Source organism: Pseudomonas sp. FG13 (assembly GCF_057809755.1).
On sequence record NZ_JBMDKO010000057.1, the window covers coordinates 1 to 19,112 of the forward strand.

Sequence of the window (19,112 nt, forward strand, 5' to 3'; positions counted from 1 at the left end):
CATATTGCAAAGCGTTTCCCCGTGGGAGCGAGCCTGCTCGCGATGAGGCCCGCCCAGGCGCCATAGGGCCTCAATCGAGCATGAACAGCGCATCATTGCTGAACTGCGCTTCGAACCGGTGGGCGGGCATCGGGCGACCGAACAGGTAGCCCTGGACTTCGTCGCAGCCGTGTTCACGCAGGAAGTCGAGTTGTTCGTGGGTCTCGACGCCTTCGGCGATCACGGCCAGGTTGAGGCTGTGGGCCATGGCGATGATCGCCCGGGCGATCTGCGCGTCCTGTTCGCCGGACGGCAGGCCGTCGACGAAGGTGCGATCGATCTTCAGCACGTCGATGGGGAATTGCTTGAGGTAGTTGAGCGACGAATAGCCGGTGCCGAAGTCATCCACGGCGATGCTCAGGCCTAGGTTTTTCAACCCGGCCAGGATCTGCATCGCTTCGCTGACTTCGCGCATCAGGATACTTTCCGTCAACTCCAGCTCCAGGCAGGCCGGTGACAGGCCGGTGCTGCGCAGGATATTGGCGATTCGCGTACCCAACTGGCCATCGGAGAACTGCCGGGCCGAGATATTGACCGAGACTTTCGGCACCCGGACCTTGGCCTGGTGCCAGGTCTTGAGCTGCCGGCAGGCTTCGTCGATGACCCAGTCGCCGACGTCCACCACCAGGCCCAGTTCTTCGAGCACCGGGATGAAGTCCCCCGGCGGCACCAGCCCACGCCGCGGATGACGCCAGCGCAGCAAGGCCTCGGCACCGGTCAAACGTTTGCCATCGCCGCTGAACTGCGGTTGGTAATACAGCACGAACTCGTTCTGCTCGAGGGCGTGACGCAGGTCGCTTTCCAGTTCCAGTCGCTCCAGGGCGCTGGCGTTCATGTCGGCCTGATAGAACTGGAAGTTGTTCTTGCCACGCTCCTTGGCGTGATACATCGCCGTGTCGGCGTTTTTCATCAGTTGGCTCAGTTCGTTGCCGTCCTGGGGACTCAAGGCGATGCCGATACTGGCGGTGACGAAGAACTCCCGGCCTTCGAGCACGAATGGCCGGACCAGACTGGCGAGGATCTGCTCGGCCACGGTAATGGCCCGGTTCAGCGCCAGTTCCCGGCTGGAGCGCGGCTCCAGCAGCAGGGTGAACTCGTCGCCGCCCATGCGCGCCACGGTGTCGTCGTCGGTGACGCAGCCGAGCAGCCGTGTGGCCATGTCCTTGAGCATCCGGTCGCCGGCGGCATGGCCCAGGGAGTCGTTGATCGGTTTGAACCGGTCAAGGTCGAGGAACATCAGCACGACCCAGTTCTTCTGCCGCTCGGCCGATTGCAGCGCGGTGTGCAGGCGATCCTGGAACAGCGTGCGGTTGGGCAGGTGGGTGAGGGCGTCGTAATAGGCCAGGCGATGGATGCGCTGCTCGCTGGCCTTGCGCTCGCTGATGTCGCTGAAAAAGCACACGTAGCTGGCCAGGTCGCCTTCATCATCCAGCACCGCCGTGATGCCGACCCAGGCCGGGTAGTGTTCGCCGTTGCGGCGCTTGAGCCAGACCTCGCCTTCCCAGGTGCTGTGCTGTTGCAGTTGCTTGAGCACGTAGCGCAAGTGGGCTTCCTGCTGCTCGTCCACGGTCAGCATGTTCGGCAACTGGTCCAGCACCTGGGACACTGCGTAGCCACTGACCCGGCTGAAGGCTTCGTTGGCCTGGACAATGTAACCGGCCGGGTCGGTGATCAGAATCGCCGAGGTCGAATGCTCGAATACCGTGGCGGCCATGCGCAGGTCTTTTTCGGCGCGCCGTTGCTGGCTGATGTCGCGGCCGACGCCGAGCACGCCTTCGAACCCGCCGGAATCATCCCAGACCAGTACCAGCCGCAGTTCGATAGGGATCTTGCGTCCGTCGGCACGCAGGCAGTCGAACAGGAACAATTGGGTTTGCATCTGGTTGCGCAGTTCGGCCAGTTGCCCGGGTTTGTCGAGGGCCTTGCTGACCCGGTCCATCAGGGTATAGATCCCGGTCAGTTGCTGCGGATTGGCGATGGTCGACTGCCAGCCGTTCTGGAAGATCCAGTCGGCGTTGTAACCCAGTACCGCTTGCACCGACGGGCTGACGTAGTTGAGTGAAAGCTTGCTGTCGGTGGAAAAAATCACGTCGCTGATGCTCTCGGCGAGCATTCGGTAGCGCTGTTCGCTGTCACGCAGAGACTCGCTGGCCTCGATCTGCTCGGTGACATCCTTCGCCACGCCGATGATCCGCGTCACCTGATCGTGTCGGTCCCGGGCCAGGGCCTGTTCACGGATGTCGAAGCGTCGCCATTTGCCATCGCGATGGCGGAAGCGCAACTGGCATTGCAACAGGTGCGCATAACCGCCTCGCCGTTGTTCCTGGCGCAGCGTGTGGTAGTGATCGGCGTCGTCGCTGTGCAGCAGGATTTCCCAGAAGTATTCGCCCATCTGGTGCAGTTCGTTGCGGTCGTACCCCAGGGTCTGGCCCAGGTGGTGGTTGCTGAAGATCATCCGCTGGCTGATGACGTCCTGCACATAGAGATGATCCGGCACGGTCCGCACCACGTCGGACCAGAAGCCTTCGCGCTCGAGCAGCGAGAGTTCGATCAGCTTGCGGCTGGTGATGTCGTTGATGCTCAGGATAACGGCGTTGTAGTCGTCCTGTTTTTCCGGCAGGCGCAGTACCAGCCAGAGATGCTGGTCACGGCCGTGGGCATCCTGGAGCTTGATCTCCAGTTCCAACTGCTTGTGCTGGTCAAGCAGCGTTTCGAGCAGTTGCGGGCCAACGGGGTTGTTGTCCTGCGGCCCCTTGCCCACCAGCAACTGCCAGGCCTGTTCACAGGAGTCGACGTTGAGCAACTGCAGCGCCATCTGGTTGACTTCGGTAATGCGCACTTCCTGTTGCAGTTGCTCGAGCTGGTGCGGGACGGTCATCCACGCCCGCAATTGATCGCCATTGTGCAGGCCTGCGCGGGCAAAGAATGACTTGAGACTGGAGAGGTCGAGTACACACAGGGCTACGCCGGTGCCTTCGAAAATGTCCTGGTAACGCCGGCGACCTTCGTGCAGTTGCCGCTGGCGCCGACGCATGCTCAGCAGCGCGATCAACGGCAGCATCGAAAACGCCAGGCCCAGCAGACACTTGCCGATGAAGGCTGGCAGCAGTTGTTCAAGCACCTGGCGACGGTCGAACAACCCCCGTAATTGCCAGTCGCTGCTGCTCAGGGGCACGGTGAGCACGGTATTGGTCAGATCGTCCGGCGACAGGTGCGAGGGGCTGATCGACGGCAGGCTTTCGTCACGGCTGACGATTTGCTGGTTGAGGCGGTTTTCCACCAGCCATAGCGGGCGCAAACCCGTATCGACCTGTTTGATGAGCGTGGAGAAAAAACTCGGGGTCAGGCGCAGGGCCCAGTAACCGCGGGTGTTGCCTGTGGACTGGTGCAACAGGAGATGCACCACGGAGCCGTCGTCGGTGTTACTGAAGTAGTGCGCCTGGTCACGACTGCGGTGCACCAGCTCGCTGAGGTAGCCGGCATCGTGGCTGTCGGGGTCGGTGTCGCTGAGTACCATGCCGGAAGGGCTCAGCAATGCCAGGCTGCGCAGTTGGGGCAGTGACTGCTGGAGCTTGTGCAACAGCACCTGCTGTTCGTCGGCTGTCTGCGGTTGTTCGACGATCGGTAGCAGGTTGAGGGCGATTTGCGCGTTCAGGGCCATGTTCAGGCTGACTTGCGCGGCCAGGTCGGCGGTGTAGTCGATGGTGTATTGGCGCTGTTGCTGCTGGGTGACGCGCAGTTGATCGAGCAACTGCCAGAAGAGCAATCCGAGCAACAGCAGCACCAGGGTGGCCAGCGCGCCCTTCAATGTCCCGCGCAGGGGCGAGCCGGGCACGGTATCCGGTGCGCGTGGGGACAGGGTCGGCGTGACGTTGGACAAGCTGTAATCCTGCGGTTTGCTGGACTGGCGCGACACGCACTATAAGCCGGACGCCCGAAGGGCGGCTAGCATGCCTTGAGTTGTGGCAAAGTGCCAGTCCCTGGTGGCTGGACCTTGACGGACGGTTGAGGTAGCTTTGCCGGTCAAACAAGAGCGTTCCAGCTCCAGATCCCCAGGCTTTATCTGCCCCGCTGGCATTGATGACCGTCAACTGCCGGCGCCGTGCATGGCCTGGTTCGTTCTTTTCACCTGTCACAGACGCTAGGTTCACCATGGCTCAATACGTCTTCACCATGCATCGGCTGAGCAAAGTTGTTCCGCCGAAGCGGGAAATCCTGAAAAATATTTCGCTCTCATTTTTCCCCGGCGCCAAGATCGGCGTGCTGGGCCTCAACGGTTCGGGTAAGTCCACGCTGCTGAAGATCATGGCTGGCGTCGATACCGAATTCGACGGCGAAGCCCGTCCAATGCCGGACCTGAACATCGGCTACCTGCCCCAGGAACCTCAACTGGACCCGACCAAGACCGTGCGTGAAGTGGTCGAGGAAGCGGTAAGCGTGATCAAGGACGCTCAGGCGCGCCTGGACGAGGTCTATGCCGCCTACGCTGACCCGGATGCCGACTTCGACAAGCTGGCCGCCGAACAGGCCAAGCTCGAAGCGATTCTGCAGGCCAGCGATGGCCATAACCTGGAGCGCCAGCTGGAAGTCGCCGCCGATGCCCTGCGCCTGCCGGCCTGGGAAGCGAAGGTCGAACACCTGTCCGGCGGTGAAAAGCGCCGTGTGGCCCTGTGCCGCCTGTTGCTGTCCGCCCCGGACATGCTGCTGCTCGACGAACCGACCAACCACCTGGACGCCGACTCCGTCGCCTGGCTCGAACACTTCCTGCACGACTTCCCGGGCACCGTGGTGGCGATTACCCACGACCGTTACTTCCTGGACAACGTCGCCGGCTGGATCCTGGAACTCGACCGCGGCGCGGGCATTCCGTACGAGGGCAACTATTCGGGCTGGCTGGAAGCCAAGTCCGATCGTCTGGCCCAGGAATCCAAGCAGCAGTCGGCCCATGAAAAGGCCATGAAGGAAGAACTGGAGTGGGTGCGCAAAGGCGCCAAGGCCCGCCAGTCCAAATCCAAGGCTCGTCTGCAACGCTTCGAGGAAATGCAGTCCCAGGAATTCCAGAAGCGCAGCGAAACCAACGAGATCTACATCCCGGCTGGTCCGCGCCTGGGTGACAAGGTCATCGAATTCAAGAACGTCACCAAGGGCTACGGCGATCGCGTGTTGATCGACAACCTGTCGTTCTCCATGCCCAAAGGCGCCATCGTCGGTGTGATCGGTGGTAACGGCGCGGGTAAATCCACGTTGTTCCGCATGCTGATGGGCAAGGAAACACCGGACTCGGGCACCATCGAAGTCGGTGAAACCGTGCAGCTGGCGTGCGTCGACCAGAGCCGCGAAGACCTGGACGGCAGCAAGACGGTGTTCCAGCAGATCTCCGACGGTTCCGACCAGATCCGCATCGGCAACTACGAAATCCCGTCGCGCACCTACGTGGGCCGCTTCAACTTCAAGGGCGGCGACCAGCAGAAGTTCGTCAAGGACCTGTCCGGTGGTGAGCGCGGTCGTCTGCACCTGGCGTTGACCTTGAAGGAGGGTGGCAACGTCCTGCTGCTCGACGAACCGTCCAACGACCTCGACGTCGAAACCCTGCGTTCCCTGGAAGAAGCCTTGCTGGACTTCCCGGGCGCCGCCATTGTGATCTCCCACGATCGGTGGTTCCTCGACCGCGTGGCAACCCACATCCTGGCGTATGAAGACGACTCCCAAGCGGTGTTCTTCGAGGGCAACTACACCGAGTACGAAGCCGATCGCAAGAAGCGCCTCGGCGAAGCCGCTGCCCAGCCACATCGGGTACGGCACAAGAAGCTGGCCTGATTCCATCAGCCGGTAAGCCACAAAACCTGTGGGAGCGAGCCCTGCTCGCGATAGCGTCGGTTCAATCAACATTCATGTTGCCTGACCCACCGGGATCGCGAGCAGGGCTCGCACCCACAGTGGTTTCTTGGCAGGGCACCCATTGTGTGCTGGCTGGCGATAAGGCCAGCAGAATCACCCCGGCTCTATCGCCACCACCTCAATCGCCATATCCCCCACCGGCCGCTTCCAGACCACTTCATCCCCAACCTTGCTCCCCAGCAACGCCCGCCCCAGCGGCGAGCCCCAATTGATCAGCCCAGTGGCCGCATCGGCCTGGTCTTCGCCCACCAGTTGCACGCGCTGCTCATGGTCATGCTCATCGACAAAGGTCACCCAGTGGCCGATCCGCACCTGATCCGTTGAGGTTGTCGTAATGACTTGTGCGCTTTGCAGGCGTTGATTGAAATAGCGCAGATCCCGTTCCAGGTCCGCGAGGCGCTGTTTGTCCGCCAGGTCTTTGCGGGCTGCCTGTTGGCTGTGTAGCGTCTGTAGCTCGGCAACCCGGGCCTGCAGCTGGGCGAACCCGGTGGGCGTGACGTAGTTGGGTTGCGCGCTGACCTGGCGTTCGACCGGTTGATCGGCCTGGGCCGCGGCGCTGTCTTCGTTGACGAAAGCACGACTCATGCTGTTCTCCTCTCTTGGAGTTTGGGCCATGGTCGCAGGCTTTTGGTTTCGACGGATGTCTATGCGCGACTCACTGCGAGCGATAGGCCCGGGCGGCGTCGCGGTCCTTTTCCTGCTGCCAGGCGCGCTCGCGTTCATCCCAGTGACGGTCGCGGTAGGCGTCACGGTCTTCACTTTCCCGCATGGCCTGGCATTGTCGGAAGCCGTCGCTCCAGCCTTCGGCGTAGCGAGGATCCTTGAGGTAGCGCGGGACGTCTTTGCGGAACTGGCCGGTGATCGCGCCGGCGGCTTGCCGGCCACTGCTGCAGCCGTCATCGAAGCCGTCGGCGAACGCCGGCGGATAACCTCGGGCGATCAGGTCCTCATGGGTGGTCTCACAGCCGCCAAGCAACATCAATACTGCCAGTACCGCTACCGCGCGCCTCATTTCCTGCCTTCCTGCCGCATGCCCATATACAGGAAGTCTAGAAGCGGATTCGTCAGGTCGATGTGAAACCGCTGTGATTAATCTGTTCGTTATGTTGCCGGTGGGTTTAATCGGATGCCAATCCATAAAGACCAGGCGCCGTACCACCTGTGGGAGCCGAGTTTTCTCGCGATAGCGGTGGACCCGTCAGCATCGTTGGCGATTGACGCGCCCTCATCGCGAGCAAGCTCGGCTCCCACAAGTATTGTGATTAATTGACTGGCATTGGGCCTTGCCTGATCAATAGTGATACCACTTCACCTCAAGCATCACCTCGTTCTCCGGCGAGGCCTGGTGGCTGAACGCCCGCTGGGCGCTCAGGCGCAGGCCGAGGTTGCGGGACAGTTCCCACTGTTGATTCAGGCTCAGGCTGCGGCGCACCTCGCCGTTGAAGAAATAGTCCCCCTTGGCCTCCAGGCTCAGATTGCCCAGCGGGTTTTTCCACAACACGCCGCTGTTGAACCCGGTGGCCGGGGCGATGAATTGGGCGAAGTCGTTGTTGTGTTCCACCCGCACCGTGCCCAGGGCAAACCCCAGCACATCCTCGCCTAGGGCCCAGGTGCCGCCGGCACCACCATTGACGTGGCTGACCAGGGTTTCATCGTCGTGCTTGCCCGGCACCCGTTCCAGGCCCCCGGTGACCTGCCAGGACAGCGGTTGCAGCAACTCATTGCGTGGCGTCAGGGAGCGGATGGTCGCCAGGTCCAGGCGCTGCACCTGCCAGTCGTTGCCTTCGTACTGGCGCAGCTTCAATTGCAGGATTTCAATCTGCGCCCCCAGGGGGAAACTGTCGCCATTGTCATTGAGGTCGTGATAAGCCATGCGCAAGCCATATTCGCCGAACGCCCGGTCACCTCGGGTGCCGAGGCCGGCCTGCCAGGTGCGTGATTCATGGCCGTTCTCGGGCAGGCCCGGTTGAGGAATATCGAGCTCCGGGGCAGGGTTCTGGTTGATCGCCCGCAACAGTTCGAAACTGCGCTGGGCGCGTTGCGGGTCGCGTTCCTGGCCGTTGGCGCGGTAACGCTCCAGGCGATAGGCCGCATCAACGATCAATGCCTGGCGTTCGCGGGGCAGCGCCTTGAATTCGGGGGCTTGCAATTGCTTTTGGTCGGCGCTGACCTTCAGCACCCATTGTTGTTCATCATCGGTGAGCGGCTCGGCGCGGCTGAGCAGTTCTCGCTCGCGGGACGGCCGATATTCGACACTCTCCACCAACCCGGCTTCCTTCACGGCCTTGACGGTGTCGGTGGGGATCGCCGTCAGCGGGAACTGTTCGGTCAGGCGCAGGCTTGGACGGGCCACTTGCAGCAGTTCGAGCAGGCGGTATGAGCAGTTTTCATCGAAGAAAAAATAGTCGAACTGGATCTGCTTGAGTTCCCAGACGTGCTCGACCATGCGCTCGGTTTCCTCCGGGCTCAGGTTGAGGCGGTACTCCCACAGGTCGCGGTTCTCCAGGCTACGGTACTCGGACAGTTTCTCCTGGTAGGGCACCAGGGCGAACAGGCCGGGATAGCCACCCATCAAACCTTTCCAGGCGTAGATGATGCTGTTGTCCGACCCTTCGATGTAGGCGCCGAAATTGATCGCGTAGCTCAGCAGGGCGGTCTTGTCCCGTTGCACGTCGGCCTGGTCGATGCGCAACAGGGTATGGCCGAACATCGACGACGGGCTGTTCAGGTAGGCGGCCGGGAAAATCATCACCGCGCTGTGGGGGGAGACGTCCTTGAACCATTGGCTGAACTCGCTGCAGTCGACCACCGGCAGATCGGTCAGATTGAGCTGTGCCTTGAGCCAGCGCGTGCGCGCCGGGTACACGCACTGGGCATGTTGTTGGCCGGCGCTGGTCGGGCCGTAAAGGGCCTGCAGCGTGGCGGTCAGTTCATGGTCGGGATGTTCGTTGCCGTCGGGTGCCAGGAAGAATTTCCTGTCGCTGACGTAGCTGCGCCAGCCACCGAGCTTGGCGGTTTCGTAGTGGCCCAGGGAAATCCAGAAGCGGTCATTGGCCAATTGCTGCAAACGTTGAGGGTCGGCATGAGGTGCGGCGGACAATGGGGCGCACACACAGAGCGCCAGCCAGGCAAGGCGTTTGAGCATAGTCGGCTACTTGGAAAGTCGAAAAATAAAGACCGGATGGGCCCAAAAAAGAAAACCCGCTCCCCGAAGGGAGCGAGTGGGGTCGAGCTTAAGCTTGAGTGGCGTACTTGGCCAGGCGAGGATCGTTTTTCAGTACGGCCAGGGTATTGGTATGCACGTCTTCTGCGGTCACGTCAGCCTTGCTGAAGATCTGCTGGAAGTGCTCGTGGGTCACAGCGGAGAAGTGGGCGCGATCTTCTGGCGCCACACCCAGTACCACGGCATAGGTGGTCAGCGCTTCGCCCTGACCCTTGGCCATGTCTTCGGACAGCTCGTTCATCATTCCATTCATGGACAGCCAGGACTTGCCGCCGTAGGTCAGTGCCGCGTTGGTCGAGCAGCCGTTGGTGCCGGAGGTCATACCAAAGGTGGCGTTGCCGGAGGTGCCGTTGGTGGTGGAAGCGAGGAAGTGAGCCGGGGTGCCACGCTGACCTTCGAACAGCATGTTGCCCCAGCCGCAATCCGGCCCGCCCGGCGCCTGAGCCATGGCGTTGAGGGATACAGCGGTGAAGAGAGTACCGAGAAGAATCCGTTTCATAGCTATGTTCTCTTTATGTGCATACCAATGGACAGGGTCTGGCGCCTTCGTGGCCTCAACCACTCGTGCCAGTGGGCCGGTTATTGTTCCAGCCGCGCAGTTTGGAGTTTAGGCACGATCCGAGGGTTCCGTGACATTTTGCAAAAACTATCCTGCAAGTCATGAGGTTACGGGGCTCGACTTCGGTGAGGGCCTGGCCGGTTGACTATGCTTTGACCTGAGGCGCTCCTTGCCAGTCAGGTACGGGCGGCGCCAGAATGCCGTTATCTGCCCCGCCTGATGTAAGGAAGCCCGATGCCTGATCCTGTTGCTGCCAGCTTGCGTCTAGCGCCCGAAGCGCTGACCCGTCCGTTTTCCGCTGAACAGTTCAGCTTCTCTACCACCAATGATCTGGAGCCCTTCCGCGGTGTGCTTGGCCAGGAGCGTGCGGTCGAAGCATTGCAGTTCGGCGTGGCCATGCCCCGCCCCGGTTACAACGTATTTGTCATGGGCGAACCCGGCACCGGCCGGTTTTCATTCGTAAAACGCTATCTCAAGGCCGAAGGCAAGCGCCTGCAGACGCCGGCGGACTGGGTCTACGTCAACAACTTCGATGAGCCTCGCGAACCCCGGGCCCTGGAGCTGCCTTCGGGCACCGCTGGTGCGTTCATCAGCGACATCAATGGCCTGATCGACAACCTGCTGTCGACCTTTCCGGCGGTCTTCGAGCACCCGTCCTACCAACAGAAAAAAAGCGCCATCGACCGGGCATTCAACCAGCGCTATGACCGCGCCCTGGATGTCATCGAGCGCCTGGCCCTGGAGAAGGATGTCGCGCTGTACCGTGACAGCAGCAATATCGCTTTCACCCCGATGAGCGACGGCAAGGCCCTGGATGAAGCGGAATTCGCCCAGTTGCCTGAGTCCGAGCGCGAGCGTTTCCATGAAGACATCTCCGGCCTGGAAGAGCGTCTGAACGAAGAACTCGCCAGCCTGCCGCAATGGAAGCGTGAATCCAGCAACCAGTTGCGCCAGCTCAACGAAGAAACCATCACCCTGGCGCTGCAACCCCTGTTGGCGCCGCTGTCGGAAAAATACGCGGAGAACGCGGCAGTCTGTGGTTACCTGCAGGCGATGCAGGTCAACCTGCTCCGCACGGTGGTCGAGCAACTGGTGGACGACAGCAAGACCGACGCCATCGCTCGCAAAATGCTGGAGGAGCAATATGCGCCGAGCCTGGTAGTGGGGCATCCGGCGAGCGGCGGCGCACCGGTGGTGTTCGAACCGCACCCGACCTACGACAACCTGTTCGGGCGCATCGAGTACAGCACCGACCAAGGCGCGCTCTACACCACGTATCGGCAGCTGCGTCCCGGTGCCTTGCATCGGGCCAACGGTGGCTTCCTGATCCTCGAAGCGGAAAAAATGCTCGGCGAGCCGTTCGTGTGGGACGCGCTCAAGCGTGCCCTGCAATCGCGCAAGCTGAAAATGGAGTCACCCCTGGGCGAGCTGGGCCGGTTGGCCACGGTGACCCTCACGCCGCAGCACATCCCGTTGCAGGTCAAGGTCGTGATCATCGGCGCTCGCCAGCTCTACTACGCCTTGCAGGACCTGGATTCGGACTTCCAGGAAATGTTTCGCGTGCTGGTGGACTTCGACGAAGACATCCCGATGGGCGACGAAAGCCTGGAGCAGTTCGCCCAGTTGCTCAAGACCCGCACCTCGGAAGAAGGCATGGCGCCGCTGACCGCCGATGCGGTGGCGCGCCTGGCCACCTACAGTGCCCGCCTGGCCGAACACCAGGGACGCTTGTCGGCCCGTATCGGCGATCTGTTCCAACTGGTCAGCGAGGCGGATTTCATCCGTCAACTGGCCGGTGACGAGATGACCGACGCCGGCCACATCGAGCGCGCCCTCAAGGCCAAGGCCACCCGCACCGGGCGGGTTTCGGCGCGGATCCTCGACGACATGCTGGCGGGGATCATCCTGATCGACACCGACGGTGCGGCCGTCGGCAAATGCAACGGGTTGACGGTGCTGGAGGTGGGCGACTCGGCGTTCGGTGTGCCGGCGCGGATCTCCGCCACGGTGTACCCGGGCGGCAGCGGTATCGTCGACATCGAGCGTGAGGTCAACCTCGGCCAGCCGATTCACTCCAAGGGCGTGATGATCCTGACCGGTTACCTGGGCAGCCGCTACGCCCAGGAATTCCCGTTGGCGATTTCGGCCAGTATCGCCCTGGAGCAGTCCTACGGGTATGTCGACGGCGACAGCGCCTCCCTGGGCGAGGCTTGCACGCTGATTTCCGCGTTGTCGAAGACACCGTTGAAGCAGTGCTTCGCTATCACCGGCTCGATCAACCAGTTCGGGGAAGTGCAGGCGGTGGGTGGGGTCAACGAGAAGATCGAAGGCTTCTTCCGTCTCTGTGAAGCCCGTGGGCTGACCGGCGAACAGGGGGCAATCATTCCCCAGGCCAACGTCGCTACCCTGATGCTCGATGAGAAGGTGCTGGCCGCCGTCCGGGCGGGGCAGTTCCATGTGTATGCCGTGCGCCAGGCCGACGAGGCCCTGAGCCTGCTGGTGGGTGAGCCCGCGGGTGAGCCGGATGAGAACGGTGAGTTCCCGGAGGGCAGCGTCAACGCCCGCGTGGTGGAGCGGCTGAGGGTAATCGCCGAGATGATCAGCGAAGACGACATCAAGGAGGCGGAAAAGGAACTGGCGCAAGAAGCCTTGGCGGAGACCAAGCCGGCTTGATGCTCATCGAATAGGCGATCCATGTGGGAGCGGGCTTGTTCGCGAAGGCGGTATGTCAGTCACGGTCATGTCGACTGGTATTCCGTCTTCGCGAGCAAACCCGCTCCCACAATAGGTTTTGCGGTCATTTCTTGTGGAAAATGCCACGCTCTTGGCGTCAATATTCACACTATGACCATTCGGCGCCTTCTGGTCTCGCTTGGCTTGCAAGCGGAACTTTTCTTCTATCCTCAGTTCAAGGATAACGAGAGTCATCATCGGATCGAAACAGCCTCCCCCCGGGGCTGAATACCGTATCACTGAGGGGCGCCGCCATGTCGCGCAACCTTTGCCTCACCCGTCAATGCCTGGGTCTTGTCACGCGTATCGAATGCGCCATTCGTCCGCTGGCGGGAGATACCGGCATGTGGACCCTGTTGTTCGCCGCCGGAATGGCCGGTGAACAACCTTCCGCCCTCAAGGCCCAAGGCCCGTTTCCCGGCCCGAATGCCGCCGAATCCATCCTCGACACCATCGTCCAGGCGCTGACCTTGCATGGTTATGAGCTGGCCAACGACCCACAGATCTGGTGCCTGCACATGCAAGCCCAGCTACGCGAGATCAATGGCGGTCGTTGCCGCAGTGCCGGCGGCTTCGAATTCCGTCCGCCCCATTGAGGAGCGGATTCCGGCACTCGGAACCTGACACCAGAGACAGCGGCCAGGGACGGCCCCGGCGTTTGTGGGGCCCGTCGTGGCTGATATACTCGCCGCCATTTTCTGTCCCTGGTGTGAGATTCAATGGAACGCTTTATCGAAAATGCAATGTACGCCTCCCGTTGGCTGCTGGCGCCGATCTACTTCGGGCTGTCCCTGGGACTGTTGGCCCTGGCGTTGAAATTCTTCCAGGAAGTCTTTCACGTCATCCCCAACGTGTTTTCCATGGCCGAGTCCGACCTGATCCTGGTGCTGCTGTCGCTGATCGACATGGCGCTGGTGGGCGGCCTGTTGGTGATGGTGATGATTTCCGGCTACGAGAACTTCGTCTCGCAACTGGACATCGATTCCGACAAGGAAAAGCTCAACTGGCTGGGCACCATGGACTCTTCATCCCTGAAGATGAAAGTCGCCGCCTCCATCGTGGCCATTTCCTCCATCCACCTGCTGCGCATTTTCATGGACGCCAAGAACGTCGATCCCGAACACCTGAAGTGGTACGTGATCATCCACATGACCTTCGTGGTGTCAGCGTTCGCCATGGGCTACCTGGACAAGCTGACCAAGCACTAGTGGCCTGTACGGCTAATTCGAGTACTCAAATTCGAGTGCCAGGGCTTGCCAGGCAAGGCGCCATGACGAGTCGTAGCCCCGCTACGGCAAGGAATGGCAACGCAGCCTGGCAAGTCCTGGCGCCGAAGTTGAGTAAACGAATTAGCCACACAGGCCACTAGACCCCCATTGGCACAGCGCCCGTCTGTCGAGAGGCAGGCGGGCGTCGTCGTTTCCGGCGAGTCACTTTGACGTGGGCGCTCGTCATCCGTCATGGCATCTGTGCTAGTCTGCTCGCCCTTTTGGTTCCGGGCGCTCCGGGAGGCGCTGTGTCACGCACGGCCATTCCCGAGCCGTCCGCACAGCGGAGCAGCAGCATGTCCGAAGTTAACCTGTCCACCGACGAAACCCGCGTCAGCTACGGCATTGGCCGTCAACTGGGCGACCAGTTGCGCGACAACCCGCCACCGGGCGTCAGCCTGGATGCGATCCTGGCCGGCCTGACCGACGCCTTCGCCGGCAAGCCAAGCCGTGTGGGCCAGGAAGAAATGTCCGCCAGCTTCAAGGTCATCCGCGAAATCATGCAGGCCGAAGCGGCCGCCAAAGCCGAAGCCGCTGCGGGCGAAGGTCGTGCGTTCCTGGCTGAAAATGCCAAGCGCGACGGCATCACCACCCTGGCTTCGGGCCTGCAATTTGAAGTGCTGACCCAGGGTGAAGGCGCCAAGCCGACCCGTGAAGACCAGGTGCGTACCCACTACCACGGCACCCTGATCGATGGCACTGTGTTCGACAGCTCCTACGATCGTGGCCAGCCAGCCGAATTCCCGGTGGGCGGCGTGATCCCAGGCTGGACCGAGGCGCTGCAACTGATGAATGCCGGCAGCAAATGGCGCCTGTACGTGCCGAGCGAACTGGCTTACGGCGCCCAGGGCGTTGGCAGCATTCCGCCGCACAGCGTTCTGGTGTTCGACGTCGAACTGCTGGACGTTCTGTAAGGCAATAGCAGGCCTTTGTGGGAGCGGGTTTGCTCGCGATGGCGGTCAGTCAGTCGAGTTAATGTTGACTGACACGCCGTCATCGCGAGCGGGCTCGCTCCCACAGGGCTTGTGTGCTCATCCGTGAAACTTGCCATTGAAATCACTCGTCGGGCGCAATGCCCGGGCATAGCAGAACAGGAACAGGTTTCGCACCAGCTCCTTGAGCACCAGCGGTTCGCTGGAGTTCAGGCTGTTGATGTCCAGATCTCCCTGATCCTGTAGTTCGCTCAAGGCTTCTTCTTCAAGCACCGCACAGACTTCCCCGGTTTCCCGATGCAGGATCCTGAGGTAGGGATGTGGGCGGTCCAGCCAGGCATCGATCAAATAAGTCATGGTTCTCATCTCCTTGATGGTTTGATGAGAATAATTCTTATTATCGAAATAGCAAGGCTCTATTTGTATTCCGGTTTGTTTTCTGACGATGGGTTGTCGCAGCTCGCGGCGACTGGCGTTTGGCTGGCATGTGCAGAGCGGGGCTGAGGCGGGGAGGGCGAGGCACCATCCCACGCGAGGCGTGGGATGGTATACAGAAGGCTCAGACTTTTCTGACAAACTCGGATTTGAGTTTCATCGGGCCGATGCCATCGATCTTGCAGTCGATGTCATGATCGCCGTCGCACAGGCGGATGTTCTTGACCTTGGTGCCCACCTTGACCACCAGCGACGTGCCCTTGACCTTGAGGTCCTTGATCACGGTAATGGTGTCGCCGTCCTGCAGGACGTTGCCGACCGAGTCTTTCTTCACGGTGTCATCGGACGCCGCTTCGACTTCGCCGCTGGCAGACCATTCGTGGGCACACTCCGGGCAGACCAGTTGGGTACCGTCTTCGTAAGTGTATTCGGAATTGCATTTCGGGCAGGGTGGCAACGTGCTCACTAAGGTTCCTTGGGTATCAGGAGGGCAAAAGGGCGCACATTATATAGGGTTTTTTTGCGAGGCGGGTGGTGCTGCGAAGGCATTGTGGCGAGGGGATTTATCCCCGTTGGGCTGCGAAGCAGCCCCAAAAATTATGCCCCACCGTCATTGGTCCATCGGCTCAAGCATCCTTGGGGCCGCTTCGCGCCCCAGCGGGGATAAATCCCCTCGCCACAAAAAGCCCTTGGATCAATGGGTACGGGCGACCGCAAACTCGCTCAATTCCACCAGGGCATCGCGGTATTCGCTGGCCGGCAGGGCATCGAGGCATTTGATTGCGCGGGCGACATAGTCCCGGGCCAGTTTCGCGGTGTAGTCCAGCGAGCCGGAGGCTTCGACCGCTGCGCGAATGCTTTCCAGGTCTTCGATCCCGCCTTTCTGGATGGCCTGGCGTACCAGGGCCGCCTGCTCTGGCGTACCTTCGCGCATGGTGTAGATCAGCGGCAAGGTCGGCTTGCCCTCGGCGAGGTCGTCACCGACGTTCTTGCCCAGGGTTTCGGCGTCGCCCTTGTAGTCCAGCAGGTCGTCCACCAACTGGAAGGCCACGCCCAGGTGATCGCCGAAGGTGCGCAGCGCTTCGCTCTGCTCGGCGGTCGCGCCGGCCAGCGCGGCGGCGCTGTGGGTCGAGGCTTCGAAGAGCATCGCAGTCTTGCCGCGGATGACCTCCATGTAGGTTTCCTCGGTGGTGCTGGCGTCACGCACCTTGGACAACTGCAGTACTTCGCCTTCAGCGATGATGCGAGTGGCCTGGGACAGGATCTTCATCACCGGCATCGAGCCCAGTTCGACCATCATTTCGAACGAGCGCGAATACAGGAAGTCGCCCACCAGTACGCTCGGGGCGTTGCCCCACATGGCATTGGCGGTCGAGCGGCCACGGCGCATGCCGGACATGTCGACCACGTCGTCATGCAGCAAAGTGGCGGTATGCAGGAATTCGATGGTGGCAGCCAGCAGACGCAGGTCGTCGCCTTCGCGGCCCAGGGCCTTGCCACACAGGAGCACCAATAAAGGTCGTAGGCGCTTGCCGCCAGCCGAGGTGATGTAGTCGCCGATTTTCGACACCAGCGGCACTCGGGAAGTCAGCTGCTTCTTGATGATGCCGTCGACGGCACTAAAATCGTCCGCCACTGCGCGGTAGAAAGCTTGGGGTTGCATCAGCGACAGGCGCTCCAGAAGGGTTGCGCGGCATGCTAGGACCCACGTCCGGGGCTGTCAAGGCACGATGGACGGCTACTTGCATCGCCAGGACAGCTTGCGTACAATCGCGCACCCTGAACTTCCTGGGCAGCACCTGCCTTACGCAATTGCATCCGGGCCTTCCAGCCCATGCAGCCATGCCAGCCAATACCTCTTCTTCTAAAGCGCTGGGTGAGCAGGATTATCGGAGAAATACCATGTCTTATGCAGTAATCGTTACTGGTGGCAAGCAATACAAGGTCGCCCCAGGTGAATACCTGAAGATCGAAAAACTGGAAGTCGCTACCGGCGAATCCGTGACTTTTGATCGCGTTCTGTTGGTCGCCAATGGCGATGACGTGAATATCGGTGCTCCAGTTGTTGCTGGCGCGACCGTTGTGGCTGAAGTGATCTCCCAAGGTCGTCACGATAAAGTCCGCATCATCAAGTTCCGTCGTCGTAAGCACCACATGAAGCGTATGGGCCACCGCCAGTGGTACACCGAGATCAAAATCACCGGTATTCAGGCTTAATTTCAGCCTAATTCCTCACTAGGAGAATTGAACTCATGGCACACAAAAAAGCTGGTGGTAGTACCCGTAACGGTCGCGACTCAGAAGCCAAACGCCTTGGCGTGAAGATGTATGGCGGCCAGAAAATCATTCCGGGCAACATCATCGTGCGTCAGCGCGGCACCCAATTCCACGCCGGTTACGGTGTAGGCATGGGTAAGGATCACACCCTCTTCGCTAAAATCGAAGGCGTGATCAAGTTCGAAGTAAAGGGCGCGTTCAACCGCCGTTACGTGAGCGTTGTCGCGGCTTAATCGCGAGAATGCTGGAGAAGCCCTGTCTTGCGACGGGGCTTTTTCGTTTGTGGGGTGAGTCTCTTGCAAAGCTGTCTGTATGGGCTGCCGGCGCTGTTATCGGGCGCTTGATCTGGTCGCTGCGTTCATTTTTGCAAGAGTCTTATGTCTTGTTTTTTTCGACTCGTCCGTATGGCGAGAGGCGTGTGTCATGAAGTTTGTTGATGAAGTATCGATTCGAGTAAAGGCCGGCGACGGCGGCAATGGTTGCATGAGTTTCCGTCGGGAAAAGTTCATTGAAAACGGCGGTCCGAACGGTGGTGACGGCGGCGACGGCGGCTCGATCTTCATGCTCGCCGACGAAAACCTCAACACTCTGGTGGACTACCGTTACACCCGGCACTTCGATGCCGAGCGTGGCTCCAACGGCGGCAGCACCGACTGCACCGGCAAGAAGGGCGAGGACCTGGTCCTGCGCGTTCCGGTCGGTACCACGGTGATCGACTCCGCGACCCAGGAAGTCATTGGCGACCTGACCAAGCCGGGCCAGCGTCTGCTGGTGGCTCATGGTGGTTGGCACGGCCTGGGCAACACCCGCTTCAAGTCCAGTACCAACCGCGCGCCGCGCCAGACCACCCCGGGCAAGCCGGGCGAGCAGCGTGACCTGAAGCTGGAGATGAAGGTGCTGGCCGACGTGGGCCTGCTGGGCTTGCCGAACGCCGGTAAAAGTACATTCATTCGCTCGGTGTCGGCCGCCAAGCCGAAAGTGGCGGACTACCCATTCACCACCCTGGTGCCGAACCTGGGCGTGGTCAGTGTCGATCGCTGGAAGAGTTTCGTGGTTGCGGACATTCCGGGGCTGATCGAGGGGGCTTCCGATGGCGCTGGCCTGGGGATTCGCTTCCTCAAGCACTTGTCTCGTACCCGTCTGCTGCTGCATCTCGTGGACATGGCGCCTCTGGATGAGAGCAATGCTGCCGATGCTGCCGAAGTCATTGTCAGCGAGCTGACCAAGTTCAGTCCGGCTCTGGCCGAGCGTGATCGCTGGCTGGTGCTGAACAAGTGCGATCAGATCCTCGAAGAAGAGCACGAGGAGCGGGTCAAGGAAATCGTCGACCGCCTGGAGTGGGAAGGTCCGGTCTACGTGATCTCCGCCATTGCCAAAGAAGGCACCGAGCGCCTGTGTCACGACATCATGCGCTACCTGGAAGATCGCGCCGATCGCCTGGCCAATGACCCGGTCTACAAGGAAGAGCTGGCCGAGCTCGATCAGCGCATCGAAGATGAAGCCCGTGCGCAGCTGCAGGCGTTGGATGACCAGCGTGCCCTGCGTCGCAGTGGTGTGAAGTCGGTCCACGACATCGGCGAAGATGACTGGGATGAGGAAGATGTGGATGACGAAGATGGTCCGGAGATCATCTACGTTCGCGACTGATCACGCGGCGAGCTTGGCTTTTGTGGGAGCGGGCTTGCTCGCGAATGCGGTCGGTCAGCAATATTGATGCTGGCTGGCACACTGCTTTCGCGAGCAAGCCC

At 61.0% G+C, this 19,112-nt stretch carries 16 protein-coding genes; 8 read left to right on the plus strand and 8 right to left on the minus strand.

Translation table 11 applies throughout. The annotated features are described in order from the left end of the window. Positions 1-70 precede the first annotated feature (70 nt). Positions 71-3,919, minus strand: a complete 3,849-nt coding sequence (locus tag ACODTO_RS26535; RefSeq protein ID WP_175364004.1) for a sensor domain-containing protein — start codon at positions 3,917-3,919, stop codon at positions 71-73. 272 nt (positions 3,920-4,191) lie between these two features. Between ACODTO_RS26535 and ettA the strand changes: the two genes are divergently transcribed. After that, on the plus strand, positions 4,192-5,856 hold the full coding sequence (gene ettA, locus ACODTO_RS26540) for an energy-dependent translational throttle protein EttA (protein WP_041022763.1): 1,665 nt from the start codon (positions 4,192-4,194) through the stop codon (positions 5,854-5,856). A 174-nt stretch (positions 5,857-6,030) separates the two neighbouring features. Here the strand turns inward: ettA and ACODTO_RS26545 are convergent, their stop codons facing one another. The 4 genes from ACODTO_RS26545 to ACODTO_RS26560 form a co-directional block, all read right to left on the minus strand. Continuing rightward, positions 6,031-6,522, minus strand: coding sequence for a GreA/GreB family elongation factor (locus tag ACODTO_RS26545; protein ID WP_139649864.1), 492 nt, complete (start codon positions 6,520-6,522; stop codon positions 6,031-6,033). A gap of 70 nt (positions 6,523-6,592) precedes the next feature. Continuing rightward, positions 6,593-6,949 (minus strand): hypothetical protein, encoded by a 357-nt coding sequence (locus ACODTO_RS26550; protein ID WP_041022761.1) that lies wholly within the window; start codon positions 6,947-6,949, stop codon positions 6,593-6,595. 279 nt (positions 6,950-7,228) lie between these two features. Continuing rightward, positions 7,229-9,082, minus strand: a complete 1,854-nt coding sequence (locus ACODTO_RS26555) for an Lnb N-terminal periplasmic domain-containing protein (protein WP_489107300.1) — start codon at positions 9,080-9,082, stop codon at positions 7,229-7,231. A gap of 88 nt (positions 9,083-9,170) precedes the next feature. Beyond that, entirely contained in the window at positions 9,171-9,659 is a 489-nt protein-coding gene (locus tag ACODTO_RS26560; RefSeq protein WP_041022759.1) for a DUF3015 domain-containing protein, read from the minus strand. Positions 9,660-9,953: 294 nt separating this feature from the next. On the opposite strand from ACODTO_RS26560, the gene ACODTO_RS26565 reads away from it, so the two are divergent. From ACODTO_RS26565 to bamJ, 4 genes are all read left to right on the plus strand, one after another. After that, on the plus strand, positions 9,954-12,392 hold the full coding sequence (locus ACODTO_RS26565) for a Lon protease family protein (protein ID WP_041022758.1): 2,439 nt from the start codon (positions 9,954-9,956) through the stop codon (positions 12,390-12,392). 314 nt (positions 12,393-12,706) lie between these two features. Continuing rightward, positions 12,707-13,048 (plus strand): PA4575 family protein, encoded by a 342-nt coding sequence (locus ACODTO_RS26570; protein WP_139649855.1) that lies wholly within the window; start codon positions 12,707-12,709, stop codon positions 13,046-13,048. 123 nt (positions 13,049-13,171) lie between these two features. Next, positions 13,172-13,660: a TIGR00645 family protein gene (locus ACODTO_RS26575; RefSeq protein ID WP_003185611.1), complete on the plus strand. Its 489-nt coding sequence runs from the start codon at positions 13,172-13,174 to the stop codon at positions 13,658-13,660. A 356-nt stretch (positions 13,661-14,016) separates the two neighbouring features. Continuing rightward, entirely contained in the window at positions 14,017-14,634 is a 618-nt protein-coding gene (gene bamJ / locus ACODTO_RS26580; RefSeq protein WP_024780767.1) for a BamJ family beta-barrel-assembly machinery protein, read from the plus strand. Positions 14,635-14,751: 117 nt separating this feature from the next. Here the strand turns inward: bamJ and ACODTO_RS26585 are convergent, their stop codons facing one another. From ACODTO_RS26585 to ACODTO_RS26595, 3 genes are all read right to left on the minus strand, one after another. Beyond that, positions 14,752-15,009, minus strand: coding sequence for a PA4570 family protein (locus ACODTO_RS26585; protein WP_024780768.1), 258 nt, complete (start codon positions 15,007-15,009; stop codon positions 14,752-14,754). 202 nt (positions 15,010-15,211) lie between these two features. Continuing rightward, positions 15,212-15,553 (minus strand): zinc ribbon domain-containing protein YjdM, encoded by a 342-nt coding sequence (locus ACODTO_RS26590; RefSeq protein ID WP_139649853.1) that lies wholly within the window; start codon positions 15,551-15,553, stop codon positions 15,212-15,214. A gap of 228 nt (positions 15,554-15,781) precedes the next feature. After that, positions 15,782-16,750, minus strand: a complete 969-nt coding sequence (locus ACODTO_RS26595) for a polyprenyl synthetase family protein (RefSeq protein ID WP_139649848.1) — start codon at positions 16,748-16,750, stop codon at positions 15,782-15,784. Positions 16,751-16,989: 239 nt separating this feature from the next. On the opposite strand from ACODTO_RS26595, the gene rplU reads away from it, so the two are divergent. From rplU to cgtA, 3 genes are all read left to right on the plus strand, one after another. Continuing rightward, positions 16,990-17,304: a 50S ribosomal protein L21 gene (gene rplU, locus ACODTO_RS26600; RefSeq protein ID WP_007950961.1), complete on the plus strand. Its 315-nt coding sequence runs from the start codon at positions 16,990-16,992 to the stop codon at positions 17,302-17,304. A gap of 35 nt (positions 17,305-17,339) precedes the next feature. Next, the gene (rpmA, locus tag ACODTO_RS26605; RefSeq protein ID WP_003176049.1) at positions 17,340-17,597 is read left to right on the plus strand and encodes a 50S ribosomal protein L27; all 258 of its coding nucleotides are present in this window, start codon (positions 17,340-17,342) and stop codon (positions 17,595-17,597) included. Between the two features lie 190 nt (positions 17,598-17,787). Beyond that, positions 17,788-19,011, plus strand: coding sequence for an Obg family GTPase CgtA (gene cgtA / locus ACODTO_RS26610; protein WP_024780771.1), 1,224 nt, complete (start codon positions 17,788-17,790; stop codon positions 19,009-19,011). Positions 19,012-19,112: the final 101 nt, after the last annotated feature.